This window comes from Mojavia sp. (genome assembly GCF_059505145.1).
Genome location: NZ_JCACKA010000022.1, coordinates 112310 through 136432, shown reverse-complemented (window position 1 = coordinate 136432; position 24123 = coordinate 112310). Strand labels below are relative to the sequence as shown.

Below are 24123 nucleotides of genomic sequence, written 5' to 3'. Positions count from 1 at the left end.
ATGAACGCAGTTCCAAGACTCGTTAATCAGTAGTTGAGGGAGATGAACGCAGTTCTAAGACTCGTTAATCAGTAGTTGAGGGAGATGAACGCAGTTCCAAGACTCGTTAATCAGTAGTTGAGGGAGATGAACGCAGTTCTAAGACTCGTTAATCAGTAGTTGAGGGAGATGAACGCAGTTCTAAGACTCGTTAATCAGTAGTTGAGGGAGATGAACGCAGTTCTAAGACTCGTTATATCAAGTCCATCTAATTAGTTATCATAAACACTCGTGAAAACTCTCTGCGCCCACCGAAGTTTGCTCAACGGGGGGAACCCCCCTTCGGGTGAATCCTACGGATACGCTGCGCGAGCGCCAGTCACCTGCGGAGGGAAACCCTCCCGCAGTGCTGGACTCACTGCACCGCAACTTCTCTCTGCGTCTCTGCGTGAGCTTTAAGTGTAACTGTTTTGCCGGACATGATATTAATGAGTATCTGAGGCAGATGAATGGAGTTCTAAGACTCGCCGACGAGTATCTGAGGTGGATGAACGTAGTTCTAAGACTTGTCGACGAGTATTAATTTATCAAGAACCGGAGATTTTTGCAGATTTGGCTTTACCAATAGCTTTAAAGCGTTCACCCAACTGTTCGGCGAGAGTTTTTAACCCTGGAGTTTTCTTTGCGGCTGTTTTGACGTAATCATAAACTGTCAAACTGCTGCTCATGGCTTCACTACCAACTGCCAAAAGAGTATCATCTACTTGTTCGGTGAGTTGCCGCATTGAGGTTAAAAGTTCGGTGAGCGTAGTGGCTAATTGGTAATCTTGGACAAGTTCCTCAACTTTAAAACTGGCTGGGAGAATTTCACGGTTTGACTGAGCAGCAGTGACGCTATTATTAACGAAGGCTAGGCTTTTATCGCCCATTTTCACTAACTTACGCCGCTCTTCGGTGCTGAGGTTAACTAAAAAGGGTAGCTTTTTTTGGATTGTCTGTAGCGCTGCTTTAATGTCTCGGATATCTTCTGGCGAAAGAGTGCCTTTGATATTTTGATAACTCATCGTATTATTACCCTGGTATTTCTAATGGGAAAGTAGCAATAGTTGCTAAGTATATGATTCCCACAGATCAAGGTAATTGCACATTTTGTGGCAATTTAGGAGTAATTGAGGAGCGATCGCCCCAATACACCAACAGGCTGGTAGATAATAGACTATGCTAGTCCTAATTCTTTCGTGAATAACAAAATCCCCGACTTCTTAAAGAAGCCGGGGATCTAAGCCCTCAATTTTTACTTGTCTAATTCTGCCAACTTTTTCTGAGCAAACTCCCGGATTTTCTCAGGACGTTATCGCAATCGTAGAAAGCGGTTTGGCTTACGTATAAATCTAATTGCTGGCTTGCTGAACTACGAACTGGCACATGCTTGTTGATTCGTGCAGGAGGTCTAATGGTTTCAGATGCTCCCGAACTGAGGTTACATACCCTTCTAGGGTGTTGCGATACGAACAAAGTCTGACCACCCTGGCTATAAAACTTTTAGCAGGGTCATCAGGTTTCATATTTAGAGCCAGTCTCTTCTAGGGTGAGAGCACAACCTTGTCACTAACAGGGTTTGAAATCTTGAGTGCTTCTGCCTTTTCGTAAGCGCGAATTGTTGCCGGACGTGCATTAATTGTCTCAAACCAACGCTTCAGATTCGGAAAATCTTCTAGATTTTGATTTTGGCGCTCATAAAGGGCAATCCAGGGATAAGCAGCAATATCAGCAATGGAATAAACGCCAGCTACAAATTCTCTATCTGCTAGTCGTTTATCTAACACTGTATACAAGCGTCCTGTTTCTTTGACGTAGCGGTTAATGGCATAATCAATTTTTTCTGGTGCGTATTCGCTAAAGTGGTGGTTCTGTCCAGCCATTGGCCCTAAACCTCCCATTTGCCAGAATAGCCATTGTAAAACTTCTACGCGCACATCTTGAGGAATTAATTTCCCAATTTTTTCTGCTAAATATAGCAGAATTGCACCAGACTCAAAAACAGAAATTGGCGCACCTCCATTTGTCGGTTTATGGTCAACAATTGCGGGGATGCGATTGTTAGGAGAAATCTGACTAAACTCCGGCTTGAATTGCTCGCCAACCATAATATTTATAGGAATAATGTTGTAAAGAATTCCAACTTCTTCCAAGAAAATTGTGATTTTATTACCGTTTGGGGTTGGCCAATAGTATAGGTCAATCATAGGTTATTATCTCTAATTTTTGTAGTTTTTTTGCGAAATTAGACTTTTTTTGCTGCTAGTATTACACCACAAGAATTTCGGAGTAAGGACTGAAGAGCTTATTTTCAGAACGCTCTGTGCTGACTACGTACATATCTACTTCAGCTACTGCCTCCAGCTGGTTAGTTTCTTGCAGCCGTCTGCTACAAGTACATACACTAGCCTCAGTAAGCATTCCAGATTTGACGATAATCTAAAGTCACTAAACCACCTTTAGTTCCTTTAGTTGTAGTGTGGGCATTAGCCACCAAAACCCTTACCTGGTGGGTATTTCTCACTCCAATTAATATTTACTTATATATTTAAATTGATACTAGGAATAGTTTTATGGCTCTACAAGTTCAGCCCAGCCGAAAAGAACCAACTGTTACTTGGGAAGCACTTCCAGCCGACTTTATTTTACCTGACGATCCAGTGGAAAATATTCAGCAACCCTCTCTCGCTGCGGCGCTTACCGATGCTTTGGGAAGCTCAGGACGCATTCAACCGCAGATGCTAATTGGCTCTAATTTTGGATTAGTAGCCACAGTCAACAAAAAAATTGTTGTCAAAGCACCAGATTGGTTTTACATCCCGCAAGTGCAACCTGTGACCGCTGATGTAATTCGCCGTAGTTATACCCCAAATTTAGAAGGTGCTGCTGTTGCTGTGGTGATGGAATTTCTTTCAGACACAGAAGGTGGAGAACTATCAGTTCGCTCGACTCCACCCTACGGTAAACTCTATTTTTACGAACACATTCTCAAAGTTCCAACCTACGTCACCTACGATCCTTACGAACCTAGCCTAGAAGTACGGTGCTTGCAAAATGGACAATATACTTTGCAGCCAGCAGATGCAAATGGACGTTACTGGATTCCTGAGTTAGAGCTGTTTCTCGGAATTTGGCAAGGTGAAAGATTGTGCCAAACGATGAATTGGCTGCGGTGGTGGAATAAAGAAGGAAATTTGCTGTTGTGGAGTAACGAACAAGCTGAACAAGAACGCCAACGTGCTGAACAAGAACATCAACGCGCTGAACAAGAACGCCAACGTGCTGATATATTAGCAGCTAAGTTACGTGAGCTAGGTGTTGACCCTGATGCGATCGCATAAAGGGATAAAGGGAATAATAAGCAAAACAATTATTGTATCCCTCAGCGACTACCCGAACTTTAGAAAGATGCACCTGAGGTTGGGTAACAGCACCGAGATTCCATGAAACAGCAAAAAAATCAATTCAGTCATCTCACAGCGATAGAAAGAACTAACCTGTCATTTCCTGCACAGTTTTTATTAAATCAAAACCTGCTTCAAGGCAAAATACTAGATTTTGGTTGTGGTTTTGGCAATGATGTGAAGATATTGCGCCAAAAAAGCTTTGATATTACAGGCTATGATCCTTATTATTTTCCCCAATATCCTCAAGATAAATTCGATACCATAATTTGCTTTTATGTTTTAAATGTTTTGTTTCCTGAAGAACAAGCAAATGTTCTCATGGAAGTATCGCACTTACTAAATCCAGGAGGGAAAGCTTATTATGCCGTGAGGAGGGATATTAAAAAAGAAGGCTTTAGAGAACATTATGTCCATAAAAAGCCTACATATCAGTGTATTGTCAAATTGCCCTTTCATTCAGTTCATTTAGATGATTATCGTGAATTTTATGAGTATAGTCACTATAATCACCAGCGAAATTCGTCTAATAACTGTATATTTTGCAATCCTTATAAAAGTCTCAAACTATTAACCGAATCAGCTACTGCTTATGCCATGTTTGATGGTTATCCTATAAGCAAAGGTCATGTTTTGGTTATTCCTAAACGCCATGTTAGCAATTATTTTGACCTACCATTTAAAGAGCAATCTGCTTGCTGGTTTATGGTAAACAAAGTACAGGAGATTCTGAAAGCAGAATTTGCACCTGATGGCTTTAATGTCGGAATGAACATTAATCGAGAAGCAGGCCAAAATATGATGCACGCCAGTATTCATGTCATCCCTCGTTACAAAGGTGATACTGTCGGTGCTAAAAGTGGAATCAGAAACGTTATTCCTAAAAAGAAATAATTTTTTAACTAAACATTTTGCAACAGTGGTAAAAACTGAAGTTACTGCAAGTGCATAAATCTGAAAACTCTACAAAATCTGTTCCTAAAAAGAGTTAAGCAAGATTATCAGGATCTATTCCCAACGCCCTTAATTGTTCCGCCATCCTTTGGGCGCGTTGTTCTGCTTGTTGAGCGCGTTGTGCTTCTTGTTGAGCGCGTTGTTCTGCTTGTTGAGCGCGTTGTGCTTCTTGTTGAGCGCGTTGTGCTTCTTGTTGAATTTGTTCTTTTGGCGTAGGGTAACGCTTCCCCTCGGAGTCATACCAATACATCCATTCCCGCGTTACTCCGCAATAGTTTCCGCGTTCGCAGCCAATTCCTAAGCCAATTTCTGGTAGCCAAACAGGATTTCCTGGCTGTAATTCATACTTACCATTAACTAACTTATGCACTTCTAGATGCGGTTTGCGGCGACGACGGGAAGAATAAATTACGTAGTAAAGTACGCCTAATTCCGCATATTGATCTAATTTAGTAGTGTATTCTTTACGATAATTTTGGGAAACAACTTCTAGCACTAAAATGGGTAGAACGTTTTCATCCCACAGTACATAACTGGGGCGCAGTTCCTCATCATAAAATCGCTCTACCCCTAAACTCAAAAACCCATCAGGCACAATTGGTGGTTCATCAGGGTGATAATAAATACCCATATCTACCCCGAAAAACCAGTCCATGCGTTCTGCCCAAAGTATCAACAGTATTGCTTTGAGCAAGCCTGGTATTAATTCTTGTAGTTCATTATCCACAGGGGTTTCATCAGAGTCGGGTAGTTCTTCGGCAGAAGGCAAGTACCTCGGCAGGTTGTAGTTTAACATGGCTAGTTTCCCCAAAACTCACAAAAATTATAGCGATTTGTTGAGGGACGTAGTGATTTTTGATAATTACCAAAGCTGTAGTGATTGTCTAGAAGTTAAGCGATCGCACTGACTCTTAAACTTAAGGTAAGGTTTGTATCAACTTACCTCTTGATAGGTGAACAAAGTTTATCAGTGTTTGAAGAGATAAATACTACAATGACTGCTATAAATAATCCACCAATAGCGATCGCCACTTTGGGTTAGGCTAACAGTATCTACTCAACCCCCAAGAAATTTATGTAACTCTTAACTATTAATAAAGGTATTGATTTTTAGCACTACTGATGGTTTATATTTACCCAAAGGTGGCGCAAGCAGCCACTTATCTTCAAACACAGGAGGCCGCGCCACAGTACCCCCATAACTGATGCATACCCTGATTGCAAAGTGTCAGTTGAGGTTAAGTTGACATTAAAATAAACAATTTTTGCTGAATTGCGACGGATAAAGACTAAACTTAAAAGTCTTGTGCAGCAAAACCTGTAGCTTTAAATAAAGTAATTATGTCCAAGGTTCTCGTCTCCGATCCTATTGACCAGGCTGGAATTGACATTCTTTCCCAGGTTGCTACTGTTGATGTCAAAACAGGTTTAAAACCAGCAGAACTGGTACAAATCATTGGTGAATATGACGCGTTAATGATTCGTTCTGGTACACGCGTCACCCAAGAAATTATTGAAGCTGGCACGCAGCTAAAAATCATCGGTCGTGCAGGTGTGGGTGTGGACAATGTAGATGTCCCTGCGGCCACACGTCGGGGAATTGTAGTAGTCAATTCTCCTGAAGGTAACACGATCGCTGCTGCTGAACACGCGATCGCTATGATGTTGGCTATGTCTCGTCACATCCCCGATGCTAACGCTTCTGTTAAACAGGGTGAGTGGGATCGCAAAACTTTTGTTGGTGCGGAAGTTTATAAAAAAACTCTCGGTATCGTCGGTTTGGGTAAAATTGGCTCCCATGTTGCCGCTGTTGCTAAGTCCATGGGGATGAAGTTGTTAGCTTTTGACCCCTTTATCTCTACTGACAGAGCAGAACAAATTGGCTGTCAGTTAGTGGATTTAGATTTGCTCATGCAGCAAGCAGACTATATTACACTGCACATCCCCAAAACCCCAGAAACCACCCATCTCATCAACGCCAAAACCCTGGCAAAAATGAAACCTACTGCCCGCATAATTAACTGCGCTCGTGGTGGGATTATTGATGAAGCGGCTTTAGCAGTAGCGATTAAAGAAGGTACAATCGCTGGTGCAGCCTTAGATGTGTTTGAGTCAGAACCACTAGGCGAATCAGAGTTGCGATCGCTAGGTAAAGAAATCATCCTCACTCCTCACTTAGGAGCATCTACTACAGAAGCTCAAGTGAATGTCGCCATAGATGTTGCTGAACAAATTCGGGATGTTCTTTTAGGACTACCAGCACGTTCAGCTGTTAATATTCCTGGACTCGGCCCCGATGTGTTGGAAGAACTCAAACCTTATATGGAGCTAGCTGAAACTCTAGGTAATTTGGTAGGACAGCTAGCTGGCGGACGGGTGGAATTACTCAACGTCCGGTTGCAAGGCGAACTAGCAACCAACAAGAGCCAGCCTTTGGTGGTAGCATCCCTCAAAGGACTACTTTACCAAGCCCTGCGGGAACGGGTAAATTACGTCAATGCCAGTATCGAAGCTAAAGAACGAGGCATCCGAGTGATTGAAACGCGAGATGCATCTGTACGTGACTATGCAGGTTCGCTGCATTTGGAAGCTACAGGTACTTTGGGTACTCATTCGGTCACAGGTGCGTTGTTGGGTGAAAAGGAAATTCACCTAACCGATGTTGACGGTTTCCCAATTAACGTCCCCCCCAGCAAATATATGCTATTCACCCTGCACCGTGATATGCCAGGGATTATCGGCAAACTCGGTTCTCTACTCGGCAGCTTTAATGTAAATATTGCCAGTATGCAGGTAGGTCGGAAAATCGTCCGTGGTGATGCGGTGATGGCTCTGAGCATAGATGATCCCTTACCAGAGGGCATTTTAGCTGAGATTATCAAAGTGCCTGGTATTCGGGACGCGTACACAGTAACACTATAAAGTGCTGAGTTCTGAGTTGTGAGTATGAAAATTCAGACTTTTCTGTTCTACCCAAGAATCAGGCAGAACAAAAGAAATCTTTCTCAGCACTCATGACTCAGCACTCAGCATTCAGCACTCAAAGATGGCAAAAACTTGGTGGGAATTACAGATTTTATGTGAACCAGACCTAGAAGATTCTATCTTTTGGCGACTGGAAAATTTTGGCTGTCGTGGCACAGCTAGCGAAGGCAAAGGAAATTCTTCCTTAGTAAAAGGTTATTTACCGGAATTTCAAGCACACCTATTAGATTTAGCCGCACTGTCGTTGTGGCTGCGTCAAGATGCTTTATGTGTAGGTTTGCCAGCACCTGCTTTGCAATGGCAGCTGATTCATGAAGAAGATTGGGCTACAAGTTGGAAGCAATATTGGCATCCGGAGAAAATAGGCGATCGCTTTTTGATCAATCCCGCATGGCTACCATTACCAGAAACATCAGAACGGCTGGTAATTCGCCTCGATCCAGGCGTAGCATTTGGTACAGGTAACCATGCGACAACTCAGTTGTGTTTAGAATCTCTGGAAATGCGGCTGAATCCATTACCTAAATCTTTCACTGATTTAAGTGATAAACAAGAGCCTGTGATAGTTGCGGATATTGGCTGTGGTTCTGGTATCCTTTCGATTGGAGCATTGCTACTGGGAGCAGAGAAAGCCTACGCAGTGGATACTGACCCTTTAGCAGTGCAATCCACATTTAGCAATCGCGCACTCAACGAAATTAGTCCCGAACGCTTAGTACCAGCAGAGGGAAGTGTAGATATTTTGCAGAAACTGCTTGAGAAACCAGTAGATGGTATCGTCTGCAATATTTTAGCTAATGTAATTATTGAGCTAGCTCCAGAAATGAGTGCGATCGTCAAACCCACCACTTGGGGAATTTTCAGTGGTATTTTGCTTGAGCAATCGAAAGCAGTAGCTGATACATTAGAAGAAAATGGCTGGGTAATTGCAACCTTGTGGAAAAAGAAAGAGTGGTGTTGCTTGAATGTCCGCCGTTCTTAATTTAAACCCTTTAATTTACGATAAATAAATTAAGGGGATTTGCCTGTTTCCTTTTAAAAATCTTTATTTTGCCCTGAGTACTGAATGTAATGATTTGAGTAATTCCTGTAGCGTGTAGGGCTTAGGCAGAAATGCTTGAACATCTGTACCTATAGCTACATTAAACTGAGAACTGTCGGTAAGCCCACTAGCGGCAATCATCAAGACTTGTGGATTAATTTGCTTTAACACTCGAATGGCAGTTAGTCCATCCATCTCAGGCATCATCATATCCATCAATACAACACTGATTTCATTTCGATGCTGCAAATACAGTGCGATCGCCTCAAGTCCATCATTAGCTGTGAGAACCTTGTAATTAGATTTTTCCAGTGATGTCTTAGTAATTTCTCGAATAGTAGCTTCATCATCGACAACAAGAATTAATTCTCCCTGTCCTTGAGGCAGTTCTTTATGTAAAGATGGCAACACTTGGGTTCCCAACACCGTTGGCAAGAACACTTGGAATTTAGTTCCTTGCCCAACAGCACTCTCCACAGTCAGGAAACCACCGTGGCTTTTAATAATTCCTCTTACGGTTGACAGACCAAGCCCTGTACCTTTGCTTTGCTCTTTGGTTGTGAAAAAAGGCTCAAAAATTCTCGACATCACATCAGATGTCATGCCAGTTCCCGTATCCGATACAGTAATAACACTGTAGGGGCCAACAGAGGCTTCAAGATTCATGCGGGCATAATTTTCATCAATGAAAAAATTCTCCGCACAGAGCTTTAAAGTACCACCGTCAGGCATTGCATCGCGGGCGTTGATTACTAAATTCATTAAAACCTGATGCAATTGGGTAGGATCTCCAGAAACAAGCAAAAGTTCTGGCGATATATCTACGTCAACTTCAATCGATTTAGGAAATGTTTCTTTAACAATATGCTTAACTTCTAATATCAGATGCTTGAGTTGCACCATCGTGTGCTCACCTTCCATTCCGCGGGCAAACGACAGAACTTGCTTGACCAAAGCTGCTCCGCGTTTAGCGCTGGCTTCGATTATCGTCAGCAACCGTTCCTGCTTCTCAGGTTTGAGTTGTGTTTTAAGCAAGAGTTGAGCTGAAGTAATTATTGGTGTCAGCACATTATTTAAATCATGGGCAATACCACCAGCCAAAGTACCGATGCTTTCTAGGCGTTGGGCTTGGAGAAATTGCGTTTCGAGTTGTTTTTTCTCTGTGATATCGGTATTGACAATGAGTATTGATTGAGGTTGTCCCTCAAAATCAACTACCAATGTCCAGCGACTAGAGACAATAATTTCTTTGCCTTCTTTCGTGACTTGATACAACTCACCTTGCCACGAACCACACTCAATCACAGATTGCTGGGCTTGCTGGAGTTGAGGCGAAGTTTTATGAAGAATTAGCTGATGGAGATTTTGTCCCATAACCTCAGCAGCCTTCCAGCCATACAAAGCCTCAGCGCTTTTGTTCCAGAATCGAATTTGGTTGTCTAGAGATTGGACGATAATTGCATCTGTGGCAATATCAAGCAAAGCAGCTTGCTCACGAATTTTTTGTTCCGATTTTTGGCGCTCGATGAGTTCGGTTTGGATATGCTGATACAGTTCAGATTGCTGAATGGCGATCGCTACCTGCGTTGCTAATTGCTTAAGCAAATCAATCTCCAACTGCTCCCACTGTCGTGGTTCGGAACAGTGGTTAGCCACCAGCAATCCCCATAATTTTTCCCCCTGCACAATCGGTATGACCAAGTTCGCCCTGACCTCAAGTTGAACCAGAAAATCAACATGACATTTAGAGAAACCAGCTGTGTAAATATCTGCTACAGCTTGGATGCGACCCTGCTTATAAAGTTCACGGCAAGTAGGTTCTACAAAGAAGGAATCTGTGATTTTTGTACCCAGAATAGGTGACCAGCCAGGAGCTACGGATTCTACTGTCACAGAGCCACTCCAATCTTCATTGAAACGGTAAATGAACACCCGCTCAGTTTGGAGAAACTGCCGGACTTCCGAAACTGTAGTGCTAAGAATTTCTCCCAAATCAAGAGACTGGCGGATATGTTGCGTTATTTGTGCTACCAATCGCTCTCGTTCAGCTTGCTGTCGCCAGACTTTTTCTTCATACTGGTGTGCGGTCAATTCCGCTAGTTGTACTGCCTGGCTCTGACTTTCCAGCCTCACCCTCTCTCGATAGGGGCAAAAGAAATCAGCCAAAGCAGGCTCCTCTGACAACAAAGGGGCCAAATGAGCGATCGCTTTCGGTACTAATGGTACTAAAGCCATTGCTGTGTATACTGATACCAACGCAGTTATCGCTTTAAGCAATCCTGACACCCAATAAATTGGATACCAAAGCGTCCAAACCTCCATTAAATGAGTAGTACCACAAGCAACAATAAAAGCGCCAAACAACAAAAATATCCAATCAAAGGGCAAATCTTGGCGTTGGCGTACAAAATATAGCAGTGTGATTGGGATCGAGTAATAGGCTAACGCGATCAGCGAGTCGGACATAACATGCAGCCATACCAACCCTGGCTTCCAAAGGTAACAGTGTCCGTGGGGGATAAATGGCCCAAAAGAAAATAGATTATGCCAAAATTCCGACATATTAAACTTTATTTAATAACAAGCAGATATCTTCAACAAACAGCTAAGTAGATAAATATTTAGCTAACTTCATAATAGTTTTTATGCAGCAGTAACTAATTGCTGTTAATTTGATTGATTTATGGCGTTTTCAATCTTATGGCTGAGGTTGGTAATGTGCTTGAGATATATTAAACACTTAAGCTATTGTGTTTTTAATTTGCACAATTTTATAATTTGAATTTTATTTATTGCAGTCAAATTTCTATTTATTGAAGTTAATCAATACAATCTAGATGAACTTTTGGGCATTTAATCATTATTATTACTGATAGAGACGCGAAATTTCGCGTCTCTCGGCTTCAGGCTCTTAGGGGTTGCCAAAAATTAAATTATTCATTTTGTGGGGGAGCTACAGCGTCCTTGCGGTTTCCCGACTTGTAGACAACCGTAGGGTGGTAAGACAGCGCACACAACTTCTCTCCATCCCACAAGAAAATTTGAAATATTTTTTATTTGGAAGTCCCTTAAATTATGCTTTTTAGATGTTGTACCAACTGTGGCGCTTGCATAACACCTTCAATTCGGTCTACTGGTTGACCTTGTTTAAATAGTAGCAGTGTTGGTAAGGCGTAAATTTGATACTGGCTAGCTAACTCCGTGTATTTTTCTGTGTCAATTTTGACAATACGCAGGCGGTCTTTCAGTTGAGCATTAACTTGCTCTAAAATCGGAACCATCATCTGGCAAGGGCCACACCACTCCGCGTAAAAATCTACCAACACAGGTACATCAGAACCAGACAGCATTTCTTCAAAACTGTTGAATTGTTTTTTAGTAGTCATGTGACACACACAGATTTTCTCTTATTTGTTTTTAATAGTAATGCGTGTCAAATGGAATGGCTGTAACATAATTTTGTTTTTATTGTTGCTACATTTTGCGCCTCGTTCCAAAGCTGTAACTGTCTATTAAGTTAGGTCGGATCTCAATTCAAAATCCAAAATTCTATCAGTTACAGGTACGAATCGCCATAAGATAATTAGCGCGGTGATTCAAAACCTGAGGAATAGTTCATGGAAGTCTTGAGCGAAAATTTGCAAAGCTTGCGAGGAAAAGTGGCAGTTATTACTGGTGCTTCGCGGGGAATTGGGAAAGCGATCGCACTAGAATTAGCCACACTAGGAGCTAATGTAGTTGTCAACTATGCCAGTTCCAGCGCTGCTGCTGACAACTTAGTTGCAGAAATTACAGCAGCTGGGGGACAGGCGATGGCACTACAAGCTGACGTTTCTAAAGTCGATCAAGTAGACACACTGTTTAATACCGTCATCGACAAGTTTCAGCGCATCGATATTTTAGTGAATAATGCAGGTATTACCCGCGACACACTACTGTTGCGGATGAAGCCAGAAGACTGGCAAGCGGTAATTGACCTCAATCTTACTGGTGTTTTCTTATGTACGCGTGCTGCAAGTAAAGTCATGCTCAAGCAACGTTCTGGGCGCATTATCAATATTGCCTCCGTTGCTGGTCAAATGGGCAACCCTGGTCAGGCAAACTACAGTGCTGCTAAAGCAGGCGTCATCGGCTTTACCAAAACCGTTGCCAAAGAACTTGCTTCGCGCGGGATTACTGTTAATGCTGTTGCTCCTGGTTTTATCGTTACTGATATGACCAGTAATCTCAAATCTGAAGAAATTCTAAAATATATCCCTCTAGGTCGCTATGGTCAACCAGAAGAAATCGCTGGTATGGTGCGCTTTCTCGCCGCCGATCCTGCTGCTGCCTATATTACGGGACAAGTGTTTAACGTTGATGGTGGTATGGTGATGGCATAGAAAGTGCTGAGTGCTGAGTGCTAAGGAGGTTAAGAGATTTATGGGTCTTTCTTTATATACAATTTAAAATTCACAATTTAAACCTGAAAACTCAGAACTCACAACTCAGCACTCACGACTGCTGCCGCATTCTTTGCCAAACGGTAAAGCCTAAAGGAATGAAGATACTAATAATAGTAGCGAGCATCACTACTAAGGTCATGCCTTGGACTCTCATCGCCAGCAAGTTGCAAACTAAGGTAACTGACCAAAGGGTGAATGCAGCATGGCGTTGAGAGAATCCCCAAGCAAGCAAGCGGTGATGGAGGTGATCTTTGCCTGGAGTACTAAGGGGGTTTTTTCCTGCCATTAGCCGACGTACAAACACTTGAGTAGTGTCTAACACTGGTAACAGCAAAAATAAAACTGTCGGTACAAGAGCAACAACTGTGTTTTGTTGTAGGTTTCCTAAAATACTGGTTGCCGCTAACACATAGCCAAAGAAGTAGGCTCCAGCATCACCCATAATAATGCGTGAGGGATGGAAGTTGTGGCGCAAAAAGCCTAGCGCCGCACCCCCCAAAGCTCCCAACACTAAGGTCGCCGCCGCACGATTAGGAAACTGAGCAGAAACTGCTAACAAACTCATAGCAGTAATAAAACTGACGCCTCCTGCTAACCCATCCATACCATCCATCAAATTGATGGCATTGGTAATACCTACTACCCACAATACTGTCAGCAATGTTGATAGTAGGGAATCGATGGGTGTACCAAGAGGAACCGTAATACTGATCCCATTGGCAACCAATAACAATGCCGTAATAATCTGTGCCCACAAGCGAACAGAGGGGGGTAAGCCGAATTGGTCATCAATAAAACCAACCAGCACTAAAATAGAACCCCCCAAGAGAATCGTCAGTACTTGAGCTAATACGCTTTGGATCTCAATTGGTCTTAAGAGGCTAGCTAGTACCAGTGCCGCAATCACACCCGCGTAAATTGCCAAACCCCCTGCATTAGGCAAAGGTTCTCGGTTGAGCCGCCGGGCATTTGGTTGGTCAGCCCAACCTACCCGCAAGGCAAATTTGCGTACTATTGGAATTAAACGCCAAGTTACTAGCCAAGCCAAGATAAACGTAAATACTACTGCCAACCAGCCGGAGCCGCTAGGGTCGGCAATACCAAGGGGCTTAAGGGAGTTGTATAGATTCATCTCCCAATTCAACCATTACTATCTGCATCTAATATGAGCATCAACTGTATATTAATCAATTTTTTTATTTCCATTTGTAATCTGAGTTGTTTGAAGAATTAGCACTCTTGCCCTGTGAGTGCTAAATTGTCTAATGGAAGCGCTTGAGAAATAAAACATGGCAAAGATTATTGCATTTGATGAGGAATCGCGGCGGGCCCTAGAACGGGGTGTTAACGCTCTTGCCGATGCCGTAAAAATCACCTTAGGGCCAAAAGGTCGCAATGTTCTTTTAGAAAAAAAATTCGGTGCGCCCCAGATTGTCAACGATGGTATCACTGTTGCTAAAGAAATTGAATTAGAAGATCCTTTGGAAAATACTGGTGCGAGACTCATCCAAGAAGTAGCATCAAAAACGAAGGATGTTGCTGGCGATGGTACTACCACCGCAACAGTTTTAGCACAGGCTTTAATTCGGGAAGGGCTGAAGAACGTTGCAGCCGGTAGCAACCCAGTTAGCTTGAAGCGAGGGATCGACAAAACCGTTGAGGCACTCGTGGAAGAAATTGCCAAGATATCAAAGCCAGTGGAAGGAAGTGCGATCGCTCAAGTTGCTACGGTTTCAGCTGGCAATGATGAAGAAGTTGGTAGCATGATTGCCGAAGCCATGGATAAAGTCACCAAAGACGGTGTAATCACCGTTGAAGAATCGAAGTCCCTGACAACTGAACTAGAAGTAGTAGAAGGGATGCAGATAGACCGGGGTTACATTTCCCCCTACTTTATCACCAACAACGAGCGGCAGACGGTGGAATTTGAAAATGCCCGCATCCTGATTACCGACAAGAAAATCAGCAGCATCCAGGATTTAGTACCTGTTTTGGAAAAAGTTGCCCGTTTAGGTCAATCTTTGCTGATCATCGCTGAAGATGTTGAAGGAGATGCTTTGGCGACTTTGGTGGTGAATAAAGCGCGGGGTGTGCTTTCTGTAGCTGCTATCAAAGCGCCTGGGTTTGGCGATCGCCGTAAAGCTTTGTTACAAGATATTGCCATTCTTACCGATGGGCAGATGATTTCTGAAGAAATCGGCTTAAGCTTGGATACCGCTTCCATAGAAGCACTGGGAACTGCCCGCAAAATCACCATTGATAAAGAAAACACGACAATTGTAGCTGGCAGTACCACCAAGCCAGAGGTGCAAAAGCGGATTGCTCAAATTCGCAAACAATTGGAAGACACCGATTCTGACTACGATAAAGAAAAACTGCAAGAACGCATTGCCAAGCTAGCTGGCGGTGTCGCGGTAATTAAAGTGGGTGCGGCAACAGAAACCGAACTCAAAGACCGCAAACTCCGAATTGAAGATGCCCTGAACGCCACCAAAGCTGCGGTGGAAGAAGGTATTGTTCCTGGTGGTGGCACAACCTTGATTCACCTGGCTACAAAGGTAGAGGCGATTAAAAACAGCCTCCAAGATAGTGAAGAAAAAATTGGGGCTGATATTATCGGGCGAGCTTTAGAAGCTCCCTTACGTCAAATAGCAGATAATGCTGGTGCTGAAGGTTCGATTATCGTCTCTAGAGTACGAGAAACTGATTTCAACGTCGGTTACAACGCTGCTACTGGCGAATTTGAAGACTTGATTGCTGCTGGTATTATCGACCCTGCGAAAGTCGTGCGTTCAGCTTTGCAAAATGCCGCTTCTATTGCTGGTTTGGTCTTAACTACCGAAGCTCTCGTAGTTGAAAAGCCTGAGAAGAAATCCGCTGCTCCTGCTGGTGATGGTGGCATGGGTGGCATGGGCGGTATGGGTGGTATGGGTGGTATGGGTGGCATGGGCGGCATGGGTATGTTCTAATTGCCCATATACAACCATTTCCAATGCGTCGAATACAGGTGATTGTAGGGGCACAATATACTGTTCCCCCAGCCTGTGGACTTACCAAATAAAACCGCTGTAAATATTTCTTAAGCAGTTTGTCTTAGCCAAGACAAACTGTTTTTTATATCACTGCTGAACCAGAGGTGAGGAAATGATATCATATCGGCTTAAATGGTCATGTCATACAAATTCGTAATTCATAATTCGTAATTCGTAATTAAGGCACACTTAAAAAAGTTGGCTAGAAGTGATTTTTCATATGTTATCCTGCTTCTGAAACAATACATACTTGGACAATTTAGTGTTATTTGTAACTTAAATTAGGATATAAAACATGGAAAAAATAGCTTTTTATACTTTGTTGTGTGACGGCAATACAGCGGAGTTTATCTTGTCAAGGTGTCAGCTATATTTTGCAAAAATCAAAAATCAAATTTTGACAATTCTTGAGTATTAATAATTGACTAATGACCAATGATTAATTATTAGAGATAAAAATGCATGATCAAAAAAATTCGCTGCCGTCCTCAAGCTGCCCAAGAGCGATTTAGCAGGGACTTTTATCATCAACCGGGAAATGTACCAGGAACTCTCATCATTGATGAGAGTTCTGAATATCCTACGATTTTTTTAATTGATTACAATTCAATTAGCTATGTCCGTATACAAGTAGAAGCCCCGGAGGAATGCATTCCCTATATAGATACAGAATCTGTGTCTTGGGTTGACGTACAAGGTTTAGGTAATAAAGACATTTTACAACGATTAGGTCAAGTTTTTGATTTACATCCTCTAGTTTTAGAAGATGTAGTTAATATGGCAGAGCGACCAAAAACAGAAGACTATGAAGACCAATTATTGATAATCGCTCGTATGGTGGTGCCAAAGGAGAATGCATTTGGTTTTTATAGCGAGCAAGTAAGTTTAGTTTTAGGAAAACATTACTTACTCACTGTACAAGAAGAACCAGAACATGATTGCTTTGAAGGAGTAAGGAACCGAATTGATAAATCCAAAGGCATTATTCGCAAGCAAGGAGCCGATTATTTAGCTTATGCTCTTTTAGATGCAATTATTGATGGCTTTTTCCCTGTACTAGAACGTTACGGAGAGCAAATCGAAGATTTAGAAGAGGAAGTAATAGTTAAACCTACCCAGGAAACATTGAAAAAAATTTATCAAATTAAACGAGAGTTACTGCAACTGCGTCGCGCTATTTGGCCTCAGCGGGATGTAATTAGTTCCTTAATAAGAGATAGTGGTGAACTGATTAGCGAGGAAGTAAGAATTTACCTGCGAGATTGTTACGACCACGCAGTGCAAGTAATTGATATGGTAGAAACTTACCGAGAACTAGCATCGGGTCTGATGGATGTTTACCTGTCGGCAGTTAGTAATAAGATGAATGAAATTATGAAGCTGCTCACGGTGGTTTCGTCAATTTTTATTCCTTTAACTTTTGTAGCAGGAATCTATGGAATGAATTTCAATACTGAAATATCACCTTATAATATGCCTGAACTGAATTGGTATTGGGGATACCCGATTTGCTTGGCAGTGATGGCAGCGATTGCAGGTGGTTTAATATTCTTTTTTTGGCGACGGGGTTGGCTCGAAAAGTCTGTAAAGATTAAGCCAGATTAAATATGGAATATGGAAATGACTAAAATATACAAAATTAATACAGAGAGTTTATATTTGAAATTATGAGAGGGAACGGCGACCAAAATTTATTTATTTTAACGATTTATATCATCGGCGTCACTTATATATTTAATCTGATGATTGAATCGATTGACGACAAAGTTAAATTTGAGTTTAAAAAAGGAGTCGTTGACGATCAACTCAAAGAGCAAAATCTTCAAGATAAGCTAGGAATTTCTGTTAAACTCAATGCCTCATACTCATTTGACGAGTTGAAAGAGTTGTCGATTAGCATTGAGAATAAATCTGATAATCATGCTATATACGTTGACTGGGACAACAGCTCTTTGGTGGTAGAACATAGTAAACAATCGCGTCGGGTGATTCGTAAATCGCCAGATTTGACTCGTGACTTGGCTGTACCCCAAAGCCCCAGCTTAATTGCTCCTAAAAAAACACTTTCAGAAACAGTGACAGCGGAAGATGTTTTCGAGCGCGATGCCGTAGCTGGTACTTATTCAGCCAAAAAACCGATAGTTAATATCACTGCTTTGCAAAAAGGCCCTAGCAAAAAGTTATACAATGACTTTATTAACAGAACAAAGCAGTTGGAATTTTCGCTACAGCTGGTACTACGAATATCTGAAGTACGCGTTGGTCTAGCTCCTGGTGCAAATATCCCCCCCATGTGTATTGTCAATTGTCCTTTCACCATCAGGAAACTGCCTTGGACATACGCCCTGCCTTGGAATAAAAAGAAGTAATCAAAATCAGACACATAATGCCATCCAAGATTACACTGGATTTAAGGAGAGAGTAGGCGTAGGCGGTTGCAGATTCAGTCACAATGGCTGGTTTGAGGAAAGTCCGGGCTCCCGAAAGACCAAACTTGCTGGATAACGTCCAGTGCGAGCGATCGTGAGGATAGTGCCACAGAAAGATACCGCCGGGAATAGGGGCTGGGGACTAGGGACTAGGGACTGGGAAAAAATATTCCTAATCCCCAATACCCAATCCCCAGTACCCAATCCCCGGTAAGGGTGCAAAGGTGCGGTAAGAGCGCACCAGCAGCGTCGAGAGGCGCTGGCTCGGTAAACCCCGGTTGGGAGCAAGGCGAAAGGAACTACGGTTGGTCTTTTACCAGTTCCGCTAAAACAGAGCCGCTAGAGGCGTCTGGTAACAGGCGTCCCAGATAGATAACCGCCCTCATGCAGGGAAGTTACTTGTAACCTCTCTACATTCGAGAACAGAACCCGGCTTACTACCAACTCTCTCCCTATTTCAGTGCTGAGTGCTGAGTGTTGAATGCCCAATGACGGCAGTTGCTACCCTGCAGGAAGCCGCTTTGCGTCTACAAGCCGGGGAACCCTTTCGGCAGTCGCTCATGGGGGAAACCCCCTGCCTACCCGTCACTGCCTCACCAACGCACTGCCTCCCCAATGCCCAATGCTGAGTGTTGAGTTAGGAGTCTACAGTTAACAGTCATTTTCCCTTCTCCTGTTCCCCCATCTTATTTGATGTCTCTTGCTTATCCACGCCGTCAGCGGCAACTCGAGAGTTTAGTCAGAAAATTAGGTTTGCGAAAAGAAGCACCTATACAGTGGCAAATGCTAGACTTGGCGCTGACTCATCCGACTGTCTCTGAGTCAGCAAATTATGAACAACTTGAGTTTGTCGGCGATGCGGTAGTGCGACTAGTAGCGGCTGTTGTTTTGTGGGAACATTATCCAGATTGCCCTGTGGGGGATTTTGCAGCAATTCGTTCGGTGTTGGTGAGCGATCGCATCCTCGCCCAACTTGCAAGAGAATATGGTTTAGAACTTTATTTATTAGTTGCTGGCAGTGCTACCGCTGATAAAGTTGGTCAAGAATCGCGGTTAGCAGATGCTTTTGAAGCTGTTCTCGGTGCTTTGTACCTTAGCACCAACAATCTTGATCTCATTCGCCCTTGGCTAGACCCTCACTTCAAAAAACTAGCAGCAGAAATTCGTCTCGACCCAGCCAGACTCAACTACAAAGCCGCTTTACAAGAATGGACTCAAGCACAATTTAAAGTTTTACCCGAATATCGGGTTGTGGAAGTTAGCCAACCACACCGCAATCAAGAGCGTTTCGTCGCTGAAGTCTGGCTGCATGGAAAACAGTTAGGTCAAGGCAAGGGCCGCTCGATCAAAGCTGCTGAACAAGCCGCAGCTAAAGTAGCTTTTTTAGCCATTACTAATCAGGAACAACCCTGAACTCAAAAGCTTATTTGTTAGTTGATAATCATTGTTTAATTGTCAGTTGTAATTTTTTTTACCATTGGCAACTCACAACTGATTAATGACTAATGACTAAAATTACAATTGCTGTCTTCGGGGTTGGGCGTTGGGGAGTGCATTTACTAAGGAATTTTTTAGAACACCCTCAAGTACGGATTGGAGCGGTAGTAGACCCCAATCCAGAACGATTAGTGAAGGTGAAACAGCAATTTAATTTAAATGAAGATGTATTATTGACCACCCAGTGGCAGGCTATTAAACAAGTGCCAAATTTGTCAGGAGTGGCGATCGCAACCCCTGCTATCACCCATTACGATCTCATTAGAGATGCCCTCCAGCAGGGATATCACGTTTTGGCAGAAAAACCCTTAACTCTAGACCCGTTAGAATGCCGTGAACTTTGTCAATTGGCAGAGCAACAGCACTTAATCCTAATGGTGGATCACACCTATTTATTTCACCCAGCAGTTGAACAAGGGCAAAGTATTGTTCATGCAGGTAAATTAGGTAATTTACGCTACGGCTATGCCACCCGTACCCATCTAGGCCCCGTCCGGCAAGATGTCGATGCGCTGTGGGACTTAGCTATTCACGATATTGCCATCTTTAACGCTTGGCTAGGTCAGCTACCTGTGAAAGTACAAGCAACGGGTACGGTGTGGTTACAGGGAGTCGCTACGCTTGCAGGGGAGCAAGAGAGGAGGGGAGCCGAGGGGAAGAAAGATACAAATTCTTCTCGACCTCAAGGACTAGCCGATTTAGTATGGGTGACGCTGACATATCCAGATGGCTTTCAGGCATATATTCATCTGTGCTGGCTGAATAGCGATAAACAGCGGCGGCTGGCAGTTGTGGGCAGTCTTGGTAGCTTGATTTTTGATGAAATGTCACCTTTATCGCTTTTGACTTTACTACATGGCGAGTTTGAACTCCAGGGAAATCAATTTCTGCCTGTGAATCAAAGGCAAGAAACACTGGAAATAGAAAAGGCCGAACCATTACAGCGGGTCTGCGATCGCTTTGTTACTTGTATCCTTAAAAATATTCCCCCAGTTGTTTCATCTGGCTGGGTAGGCACAGAGTTAGTACAAATTCTCGCTGCCCTCACAGCATCTCTAAATCAGGGTGGGCAACCTATTTTTATCGACAAAATTTATTAAAATTATTAATTCGTAATTTACCTTTCTGAAGTTCCTTTAGCACAAGCACCTCCAGCCTGGAGGGAGGGAAGAACACCTTGTGGTGAAACTAGGCTGACCTCGCAAGTATTATCGAGAAGTGATAAATCGTGCTTCTGTGTATCCACCTCTGCTTTTGTACCTCCACAAACTGTACTAGTCTCAAGCAACGACTCTTCCCGAAAGGTAGGATAGCAGTTCATTTCCATTGCTTTCTCATCTATAGAGGGAACTGCCAGTTCTTCTAAATCCTCTTCTTCTTCTGGGGAAGACAACAGCGACATCTCAATTAAAGGCAAAGATATGGTCACTGTTGTACCTTGATGAAGACCTGCACTCTTGAGGGTAATGCTACCTCCCATCAGTTCGATTAAGTTTCGTGAAATTGCTAGTCCCAATCCCGTACCATCAAACTTGCGTGTAGTTGTACCATCTACCATTACAAAGGGGCGAAATAGTTTATGCTGTTGGGCAGGATCAATGCCTATACCTGTATCTGTGACATTAATCATCACCTGAGATTGGTGATCATGATGTTGAATTTCACAAGCGATCGTAATGCTTCCCTCTTCGGTGAACTTAGTAGCATTGCCAATGACATTAATCAGCACCTGCTTTAATTTTGCTGCGTCCGCCTTAACTGGAATTGGCTTGCTACCTAAATCGATTTTTAATTGTAAGCCTCTTTGTTGAACATTTACAGATTGTAAATTAATTACTTCCAGTAGTAATTGTCGGAGGTCAATAGGTTCTGTGACTACCGAAAGCTTACCTGCCTCAATTTTAGAAATGTCGAGTAATTCATTAATAATGCCTAATAAATGAATCGCTGTTTCATCGGCACGTTTGAGAAACTCAATTTCTTCTTCCCGGTTATCACACAAGCCATCGTGAACCAGGCGAACACAGTTAATAATAATATTGAGTGGATTCCTCAGTTCATGGGAGGTCGTAGCCAAAAACTGACTTTTGATTTGGTTGGCAGTTTTTGCTTCTTTCCACGCTATTTCTAGTTCTTCTGCCCAAGCTTTGAGTCTTTCGACCATTTGGTCTAATGCTTGTGCTAGTTGGTTAAACTCCCGAATTTTGAAGTTGTGAGGAACTGGTTGTGCGGCGTGGTGGCTGTAAATATTCAGAGCATAGTCTCGTAATTCTTCTACAGGACTTGCTAAGTAAGGGGCTAAATATAATGAAGCCAGTAAGCTTGCACCTATCAAACCAACTGTTAAAACGATTAGGATAAGTTTTATTTCCTCTAAACCAAACAGAGCATCGTCTACACTTGTCACAGCTAAGACAATCCATTTTTGCTGGGGCTGTTGTGTAATAGGATTGGCAATAGCTGTATAACCAGCAATTAATTCTTTTCCTTCTTTAAAATATAAATTTATAGAATCTGTTTGCCCAATGCTCACATCTTTGATTATGTTTTGGATTTGGGAAGCATATGGGTGCTGTTGAATATGAGTCCCCACTCGGTCTACTAATGGGTGCGCTAAAATCGTGCCATCTTCAGCAATGACAACCATAGCGCCTGTGAGCGATCCCGGCTGATTTGGAGTTTGTTGGTACAATGCTGACTGAAGACTTAAGTTATAAAGCAATTGACCCGCATTATCATAGACTGGGGTGGATAATAACAAGTGCAGTTGGTTTTTTGGATCTCTTGAACCGGTTGTTCCTGCCTTTGGGGGTAATATTGCGGTAATCTCAACTCCTTGGCTAGGCAAAGGCGAACTCAAGTCTCCAATTGCTTTATCACCACAACTACTAGCAACTATTTTGCTAGTTTGCAGATTTTTTAATTGCAGGCACTCGATGCTGGTTGGTAGTTGTTGCGCTATCTGAGCAAAAAATTCTTCCGCCTGATTGAGCGAACCAGACTGTATAACCTTTGTTTGGCTTACAATTAGCAAACTAGTTTTGAGGGTAGCGATCGCATCATTAATCTTCTCCCCTTTAATAACAGCACTTTCTGCTAAATTTTGCCGAGCAGTCTTTAATAGGCTAGAGCGTGCCTTATTCAAGGCGACAATCTCCCCTATCAGCAACACTGGGACAAACAAAAGCAGTATTCTCGTTAATAAAATACGCCTAAAGGATGATTGACGGGTTTTAGCCATCGAGTGTCTCACTTCGCATCTGCAAACCACAACAGCAAAGATATGCAATTGAACCAGCTAAATGAGACATTTTATTAAGTTATGAGGATTTTATCGCCAATTCTCAAAAATATCAAAGTTAGAAGCTGCAAAAAGAAACATGGTATACCAAAACTCTTGGAGGATAGTTGTAAAAGAGACTTGTGTTGCATATCGATACAGTGATGAAATTAGTGAACAGTGGCTTGCAAGCATGAATTTTTTTGAATCATCATACTAGCAAAGAAAATAATAAAACTATATAGATCAACTCAATGGTGCAACATCGTCCTCATACCATAGTGGTTTTGGCAATGAGTGCAGATGGCAAAATAGCAGATTTCAGGCGATCGCCTGCTCGGTTTGGCTCCAGTACTGATAAAGCGCACCTGGAAAAACAAATCGCTGCCTCTGATGCCGTTCTGTTAGGAGCCAATACCCTCCGCGCCTACGGTACTACACTAACCGTATCACATCGAACACTTTTACAACATCGAACTCAAGAGGGCAAGCCTACCCAGCCAGTTCATATAGTCATTACACACTCTGCTAACCTCAATCCGGAAATTCACTTTTTTAAACAACCAGTTAAACGCTGGTTGCTCACAACAACAGTAGGGGCACTTTCCTGGCAAGGACGTTCAGAATTCGAGCAGATTCTGGTTTTTGAAACACCAACGGGCAAAATTGATATTCCCGCTGCTTTGCATCACCTGGCACTTCTACATATACCACGTTTAGCGGTATTAGGTGGTGGTGAGTTAGTAGCTTCAATGCTGGAATTAGATTTAATAGATGAATTGTGGTTGACAATCTGTCCGCTAATTTTAGGTGGTATTAGCGCACCTACACCCGTGGAAGGTGGGGGATTTTTAGCTCATTTAGCTCCCCATCTCCAACTTTTAGAAGTTCATACAGTTGAGCAGGAAGTCTTTTTGCACTATCGCCTGCAACGACCAGCAGATTAGATTACCCTATTAGGGATTGGGGATTGGGTATTGGGCATTGGGTATTGGATAAAGAAGACAAGGAGCATGGGGGATGGGGGGACAAGAAGC

Annotated in this window: 19 protein-coding genes, 1 other RNA gene and 1 pseudogene; 13 read left to right on the top strand and 8 right to left on the bottom strand. The window is 42.8% G+C overall.

The annotated features are described in order from the left end of the window. Positions 1-566: 566 nt before the first annotated feature. A complete protein-coding gene (locus AC5JL8_RS03310) occupies positions 567-1043 on the bottom strand; it encodes a hypothetical protein (protein WP_495878348.1) in 477 nt (158 codons plus the stop codon). A gap of 270 nt (positions 1044-1313) precedes the next feature. Between AC5JL8_RS03310 and AC5JL8_RS03305 the strand changes: the two are divergent. Next, positions 1314-1415, top strand: a pseudogene (locus tag AC5JL8_RS03305) (IS5/IS1182 family transposase); the annotation flags it as partial. Positions 1416-1562: 147 nt separating this feature from the next. Here AC5JL8_RS03305 and AC5JL8_RS03300 read toward each other — a convergent pair. Next, entirely contained in the window at positions 1563-2225 is a 663-nt protein-coding gene (locus tag AC5JL8_RS03300) for a glutathione binding-like protein (RefSeq protein ID WP_495878347.1), read from the bottom strand. Between the two features lie 61 nt (positions 2226-2286). Further along, positions 2287-2439, bottom strand: a complete 153-nt coding sequence (locus tag AC5JL8_RS03295) for a hypothetical protein (RefSeq protein WP_495878346.1) — start codon at positions 2437-2439, stop codon at positions 2287-2289. A gap of 152 nt (positions 2440-2591) precedes the next feature. Between AC5JL8_RS03295 and AC5JL8_RS03290 the strand changes: the two genes are divergently transcribed. After that, complete coding sequence (locus tag AC5JL8_RS03290) at positions 2592-3359, top strand: Uma2 family endonuclease (protein ID WP_495878345.1); 768 nt, start codon at positions 2592-2594, stop codon at positions 3357-3359. Positions 3360-3461: 102 nt separating this feature from the next. Continuing rightward, positions 3462-4316 carry an HIT family protein gene (locus AC5JL8_RS03285; protein ID WP_495878344.1) on the top strand — a complete coding sequence of 285 codons (855 nt, stop codon included), beginning with the start codon at positions 3462-3464 and terminating at the stop codon, positions 4314-4316. Between the two features lie 94 nt (positions 4317-4410). Here the strand turns inward: AC5JL8_RS03285 and AC5JL8_RS03280 are convergent, their stop codons facing one another. After that, on the bottom strand, positions 4411-5172 hold the full coding sequence (locus AC5JL8_RS03280; protein WP_495878343.1) for a Uma2 family endonuclease: 762 nt from the start codon (positions 5170-5172) through the stop codon (positions 4411-4413). Between the two features lie 545 nt (positions 5173-5717). Between AC5JL8_RS03280 and serA the strand changes: the two genes are divergently transcribed. Next, a complete protein-coding gene (serA, locus tag AC5JL8_RS03275) occupies positions 5718-7298 on the top strand; it encodes a phosphoglycerate dehydrogenase (protein ID WP_495878342.1) in 1581 nt (526 codons plus the stop codon). Positions 7299-7422: 124 nt separating this feature from the next. Next, on the top strand, positions 7423-8343 hold the full coding sequence (gene prmA, locus AC5JL8_RS03270) for a 50S ribosomal protein L11 methyltransferase (protein ID WP_495878341.1): 921 nt from the start codon (positions 7423-7425) through the stop codon (positions 8341-8343). A 63-nt stretch (positions 8344-8406) separates the two neighbouring features. Here the strand turns inward: prmA and AC5JL8_RS03265 are convergent, their stop codons facing one another. Both AC5JL8_RS03265 and trxA read right to left on the bottom strand, forming a co-directional pair. Further along, positions 8407-10965: a hybrid sensor histidine kinase/response regulator gene (locus tag AC5JL8_RS03265; protein WP_495878340.1), complete on the bottom strand. Its 2559-nt coding sequence runs from the start codon at positions 10963-10965 to the stop codon at positions 8407-8409. 506 nt (positions 10966-11471) lie between these two features. Further along, entirely contained in the window at positions 11472-11789 is a 318-nt protein-coding gene (trxA, locus tag AC5JL8_RS03260) for a thioredoxin (RefSeq protein WP_495878339.1), read from the bottom strand. A gap of 231 nt (positions 11790-12020) precedes the next feature. Here trxA and fabG point away from each other — a divergent pair, with 231 nt between their 5' ends. Then, a complete protein-coding gene (gene fabG / locus AC5JL8_RS03255) occupies positions 12021-12785 on the top strand; it encodes a 3-oxoacyl-[acyl-carrier-protein] reductase (protein ID WP_495878338.1) in 765 nt (254 codons plus the stop codon). A 112-nt stretch (positions 12786-12897) separates the two neighbouring features. Here the strand turns inward: fabG and AC5JL8_RS03250 are convergent, their stop codons facing one another. Beyond that, positions 12898-13980, bottom strand: a complete 1083-nt coding sequence (locus AC5JL8_RS03250) for an MraY family glycosyltransferase (RefSeq protein WP_495878337.1) — start codon at positions 13978-13980, stop codon at positions 12898-12900. A 157-nt stretch (positions 13981-14137) separates the two neighbouring features. Between AC5JL8_RS03250 and groL the strand changes: the two genes are divergently transcribed. From groL to AC5JL8_RS03220, 6 genes are all read left to right on the top strand, one after another. After that, positions 14138-15817: a chaperonin GroEL gene (groL, locus tag AC5JL8_RS03245; RefSeq protein WP_495878336.1), complete on the top strand. Its 1680-nt coding sequence runs from the start codon at positions 14138-14140 to the stop codon at positions 15815-15817. A gap of 525 nt (positions 15818-16342) precedes the next feature. Next, positions 16343-17485, top strand: coding sequence for a magnesium/cobalt transporter CorA (gene corA, locus AC5JL8_RS03240; RefSeq protein ID WP_495878335.1), 1143 nt, complete (start codon positions 16343-16345; stop codon positions 17483-17485). A 62-nt stretch (positions 17486-17547) separates the two neighbouring features. Beyond that, entirely contained in the window at positions 17548-18249 is a 702-nt protein-coding gene (locus AC5JL8_RS03235; protein WP_495878334.1) for a hypothetical protein, read from the top strand. Between the two features lie 48 nt (positions 18250-18297). After that, positions 18298-18762: RNase P RNA component class A (gene rnpB / locus AC5JL8_RS03230), an RNA gene on the top strand. 240 nt (positions 18763-19002) lie between these two features. Beyond that, positions 19003-19722: a ribonuclease III gene (gene rnc / locus AC5JL8_RS03225; protein ID WP_495878333.1), complete on the top strand. Its 720-nt coding sequence runs from the start codon at positions 19003-19005 to the stop codon at positions 19720-19722. Between the two features lie 92 nt (positions 19723-19814). Then, positions 19815-20906 carry a Gfo/Idh/MocA family protein gene (locus AC5JL8_RS03220; RefSeq protein ID WP_495878332.1) on the top strand — a complete coding sequence of 364 codons (1092 nt, stop codon included), beginning with the start codon at positions 19815-19817 and terminating at the stop codon, positions 20904-20906. 17 nt (positions 20907-20923) lie between these two features. Here AC5JL8_RS03220 and AC5JL8_RS03215 read toward each other — a convergent pair whose 3' ends face one another. Beyond that, the gene (locus AC5JL8_RS03215; protein WP_495878331.1) at positions 20924-23047 is read right to left on the bottom strand and encodes a sensor histidine kinase; all 2124 of its coding nucleotides are present in this window, start codon (positions 23045-23047) and stop codon (positions 20924-20926) included. Positions 23048-23340: 293 nt separating this feature from the next. On the opposite strand from AC5JL8_RS03215, the gene AC5JL8_RS03210 reads away from it, so the two are divergent. Continuing rightward, positions 23341-24033, top strand: coding sequence for a RibD family protein (locus AC5JL8_RS03210; protein ID WP_495878330.1), 693 nt, complete (start codon positions 23341-23343; stop codon positions 24031-24033). Positions 24034-24123 lie beyond the last annotated feature (90 nt).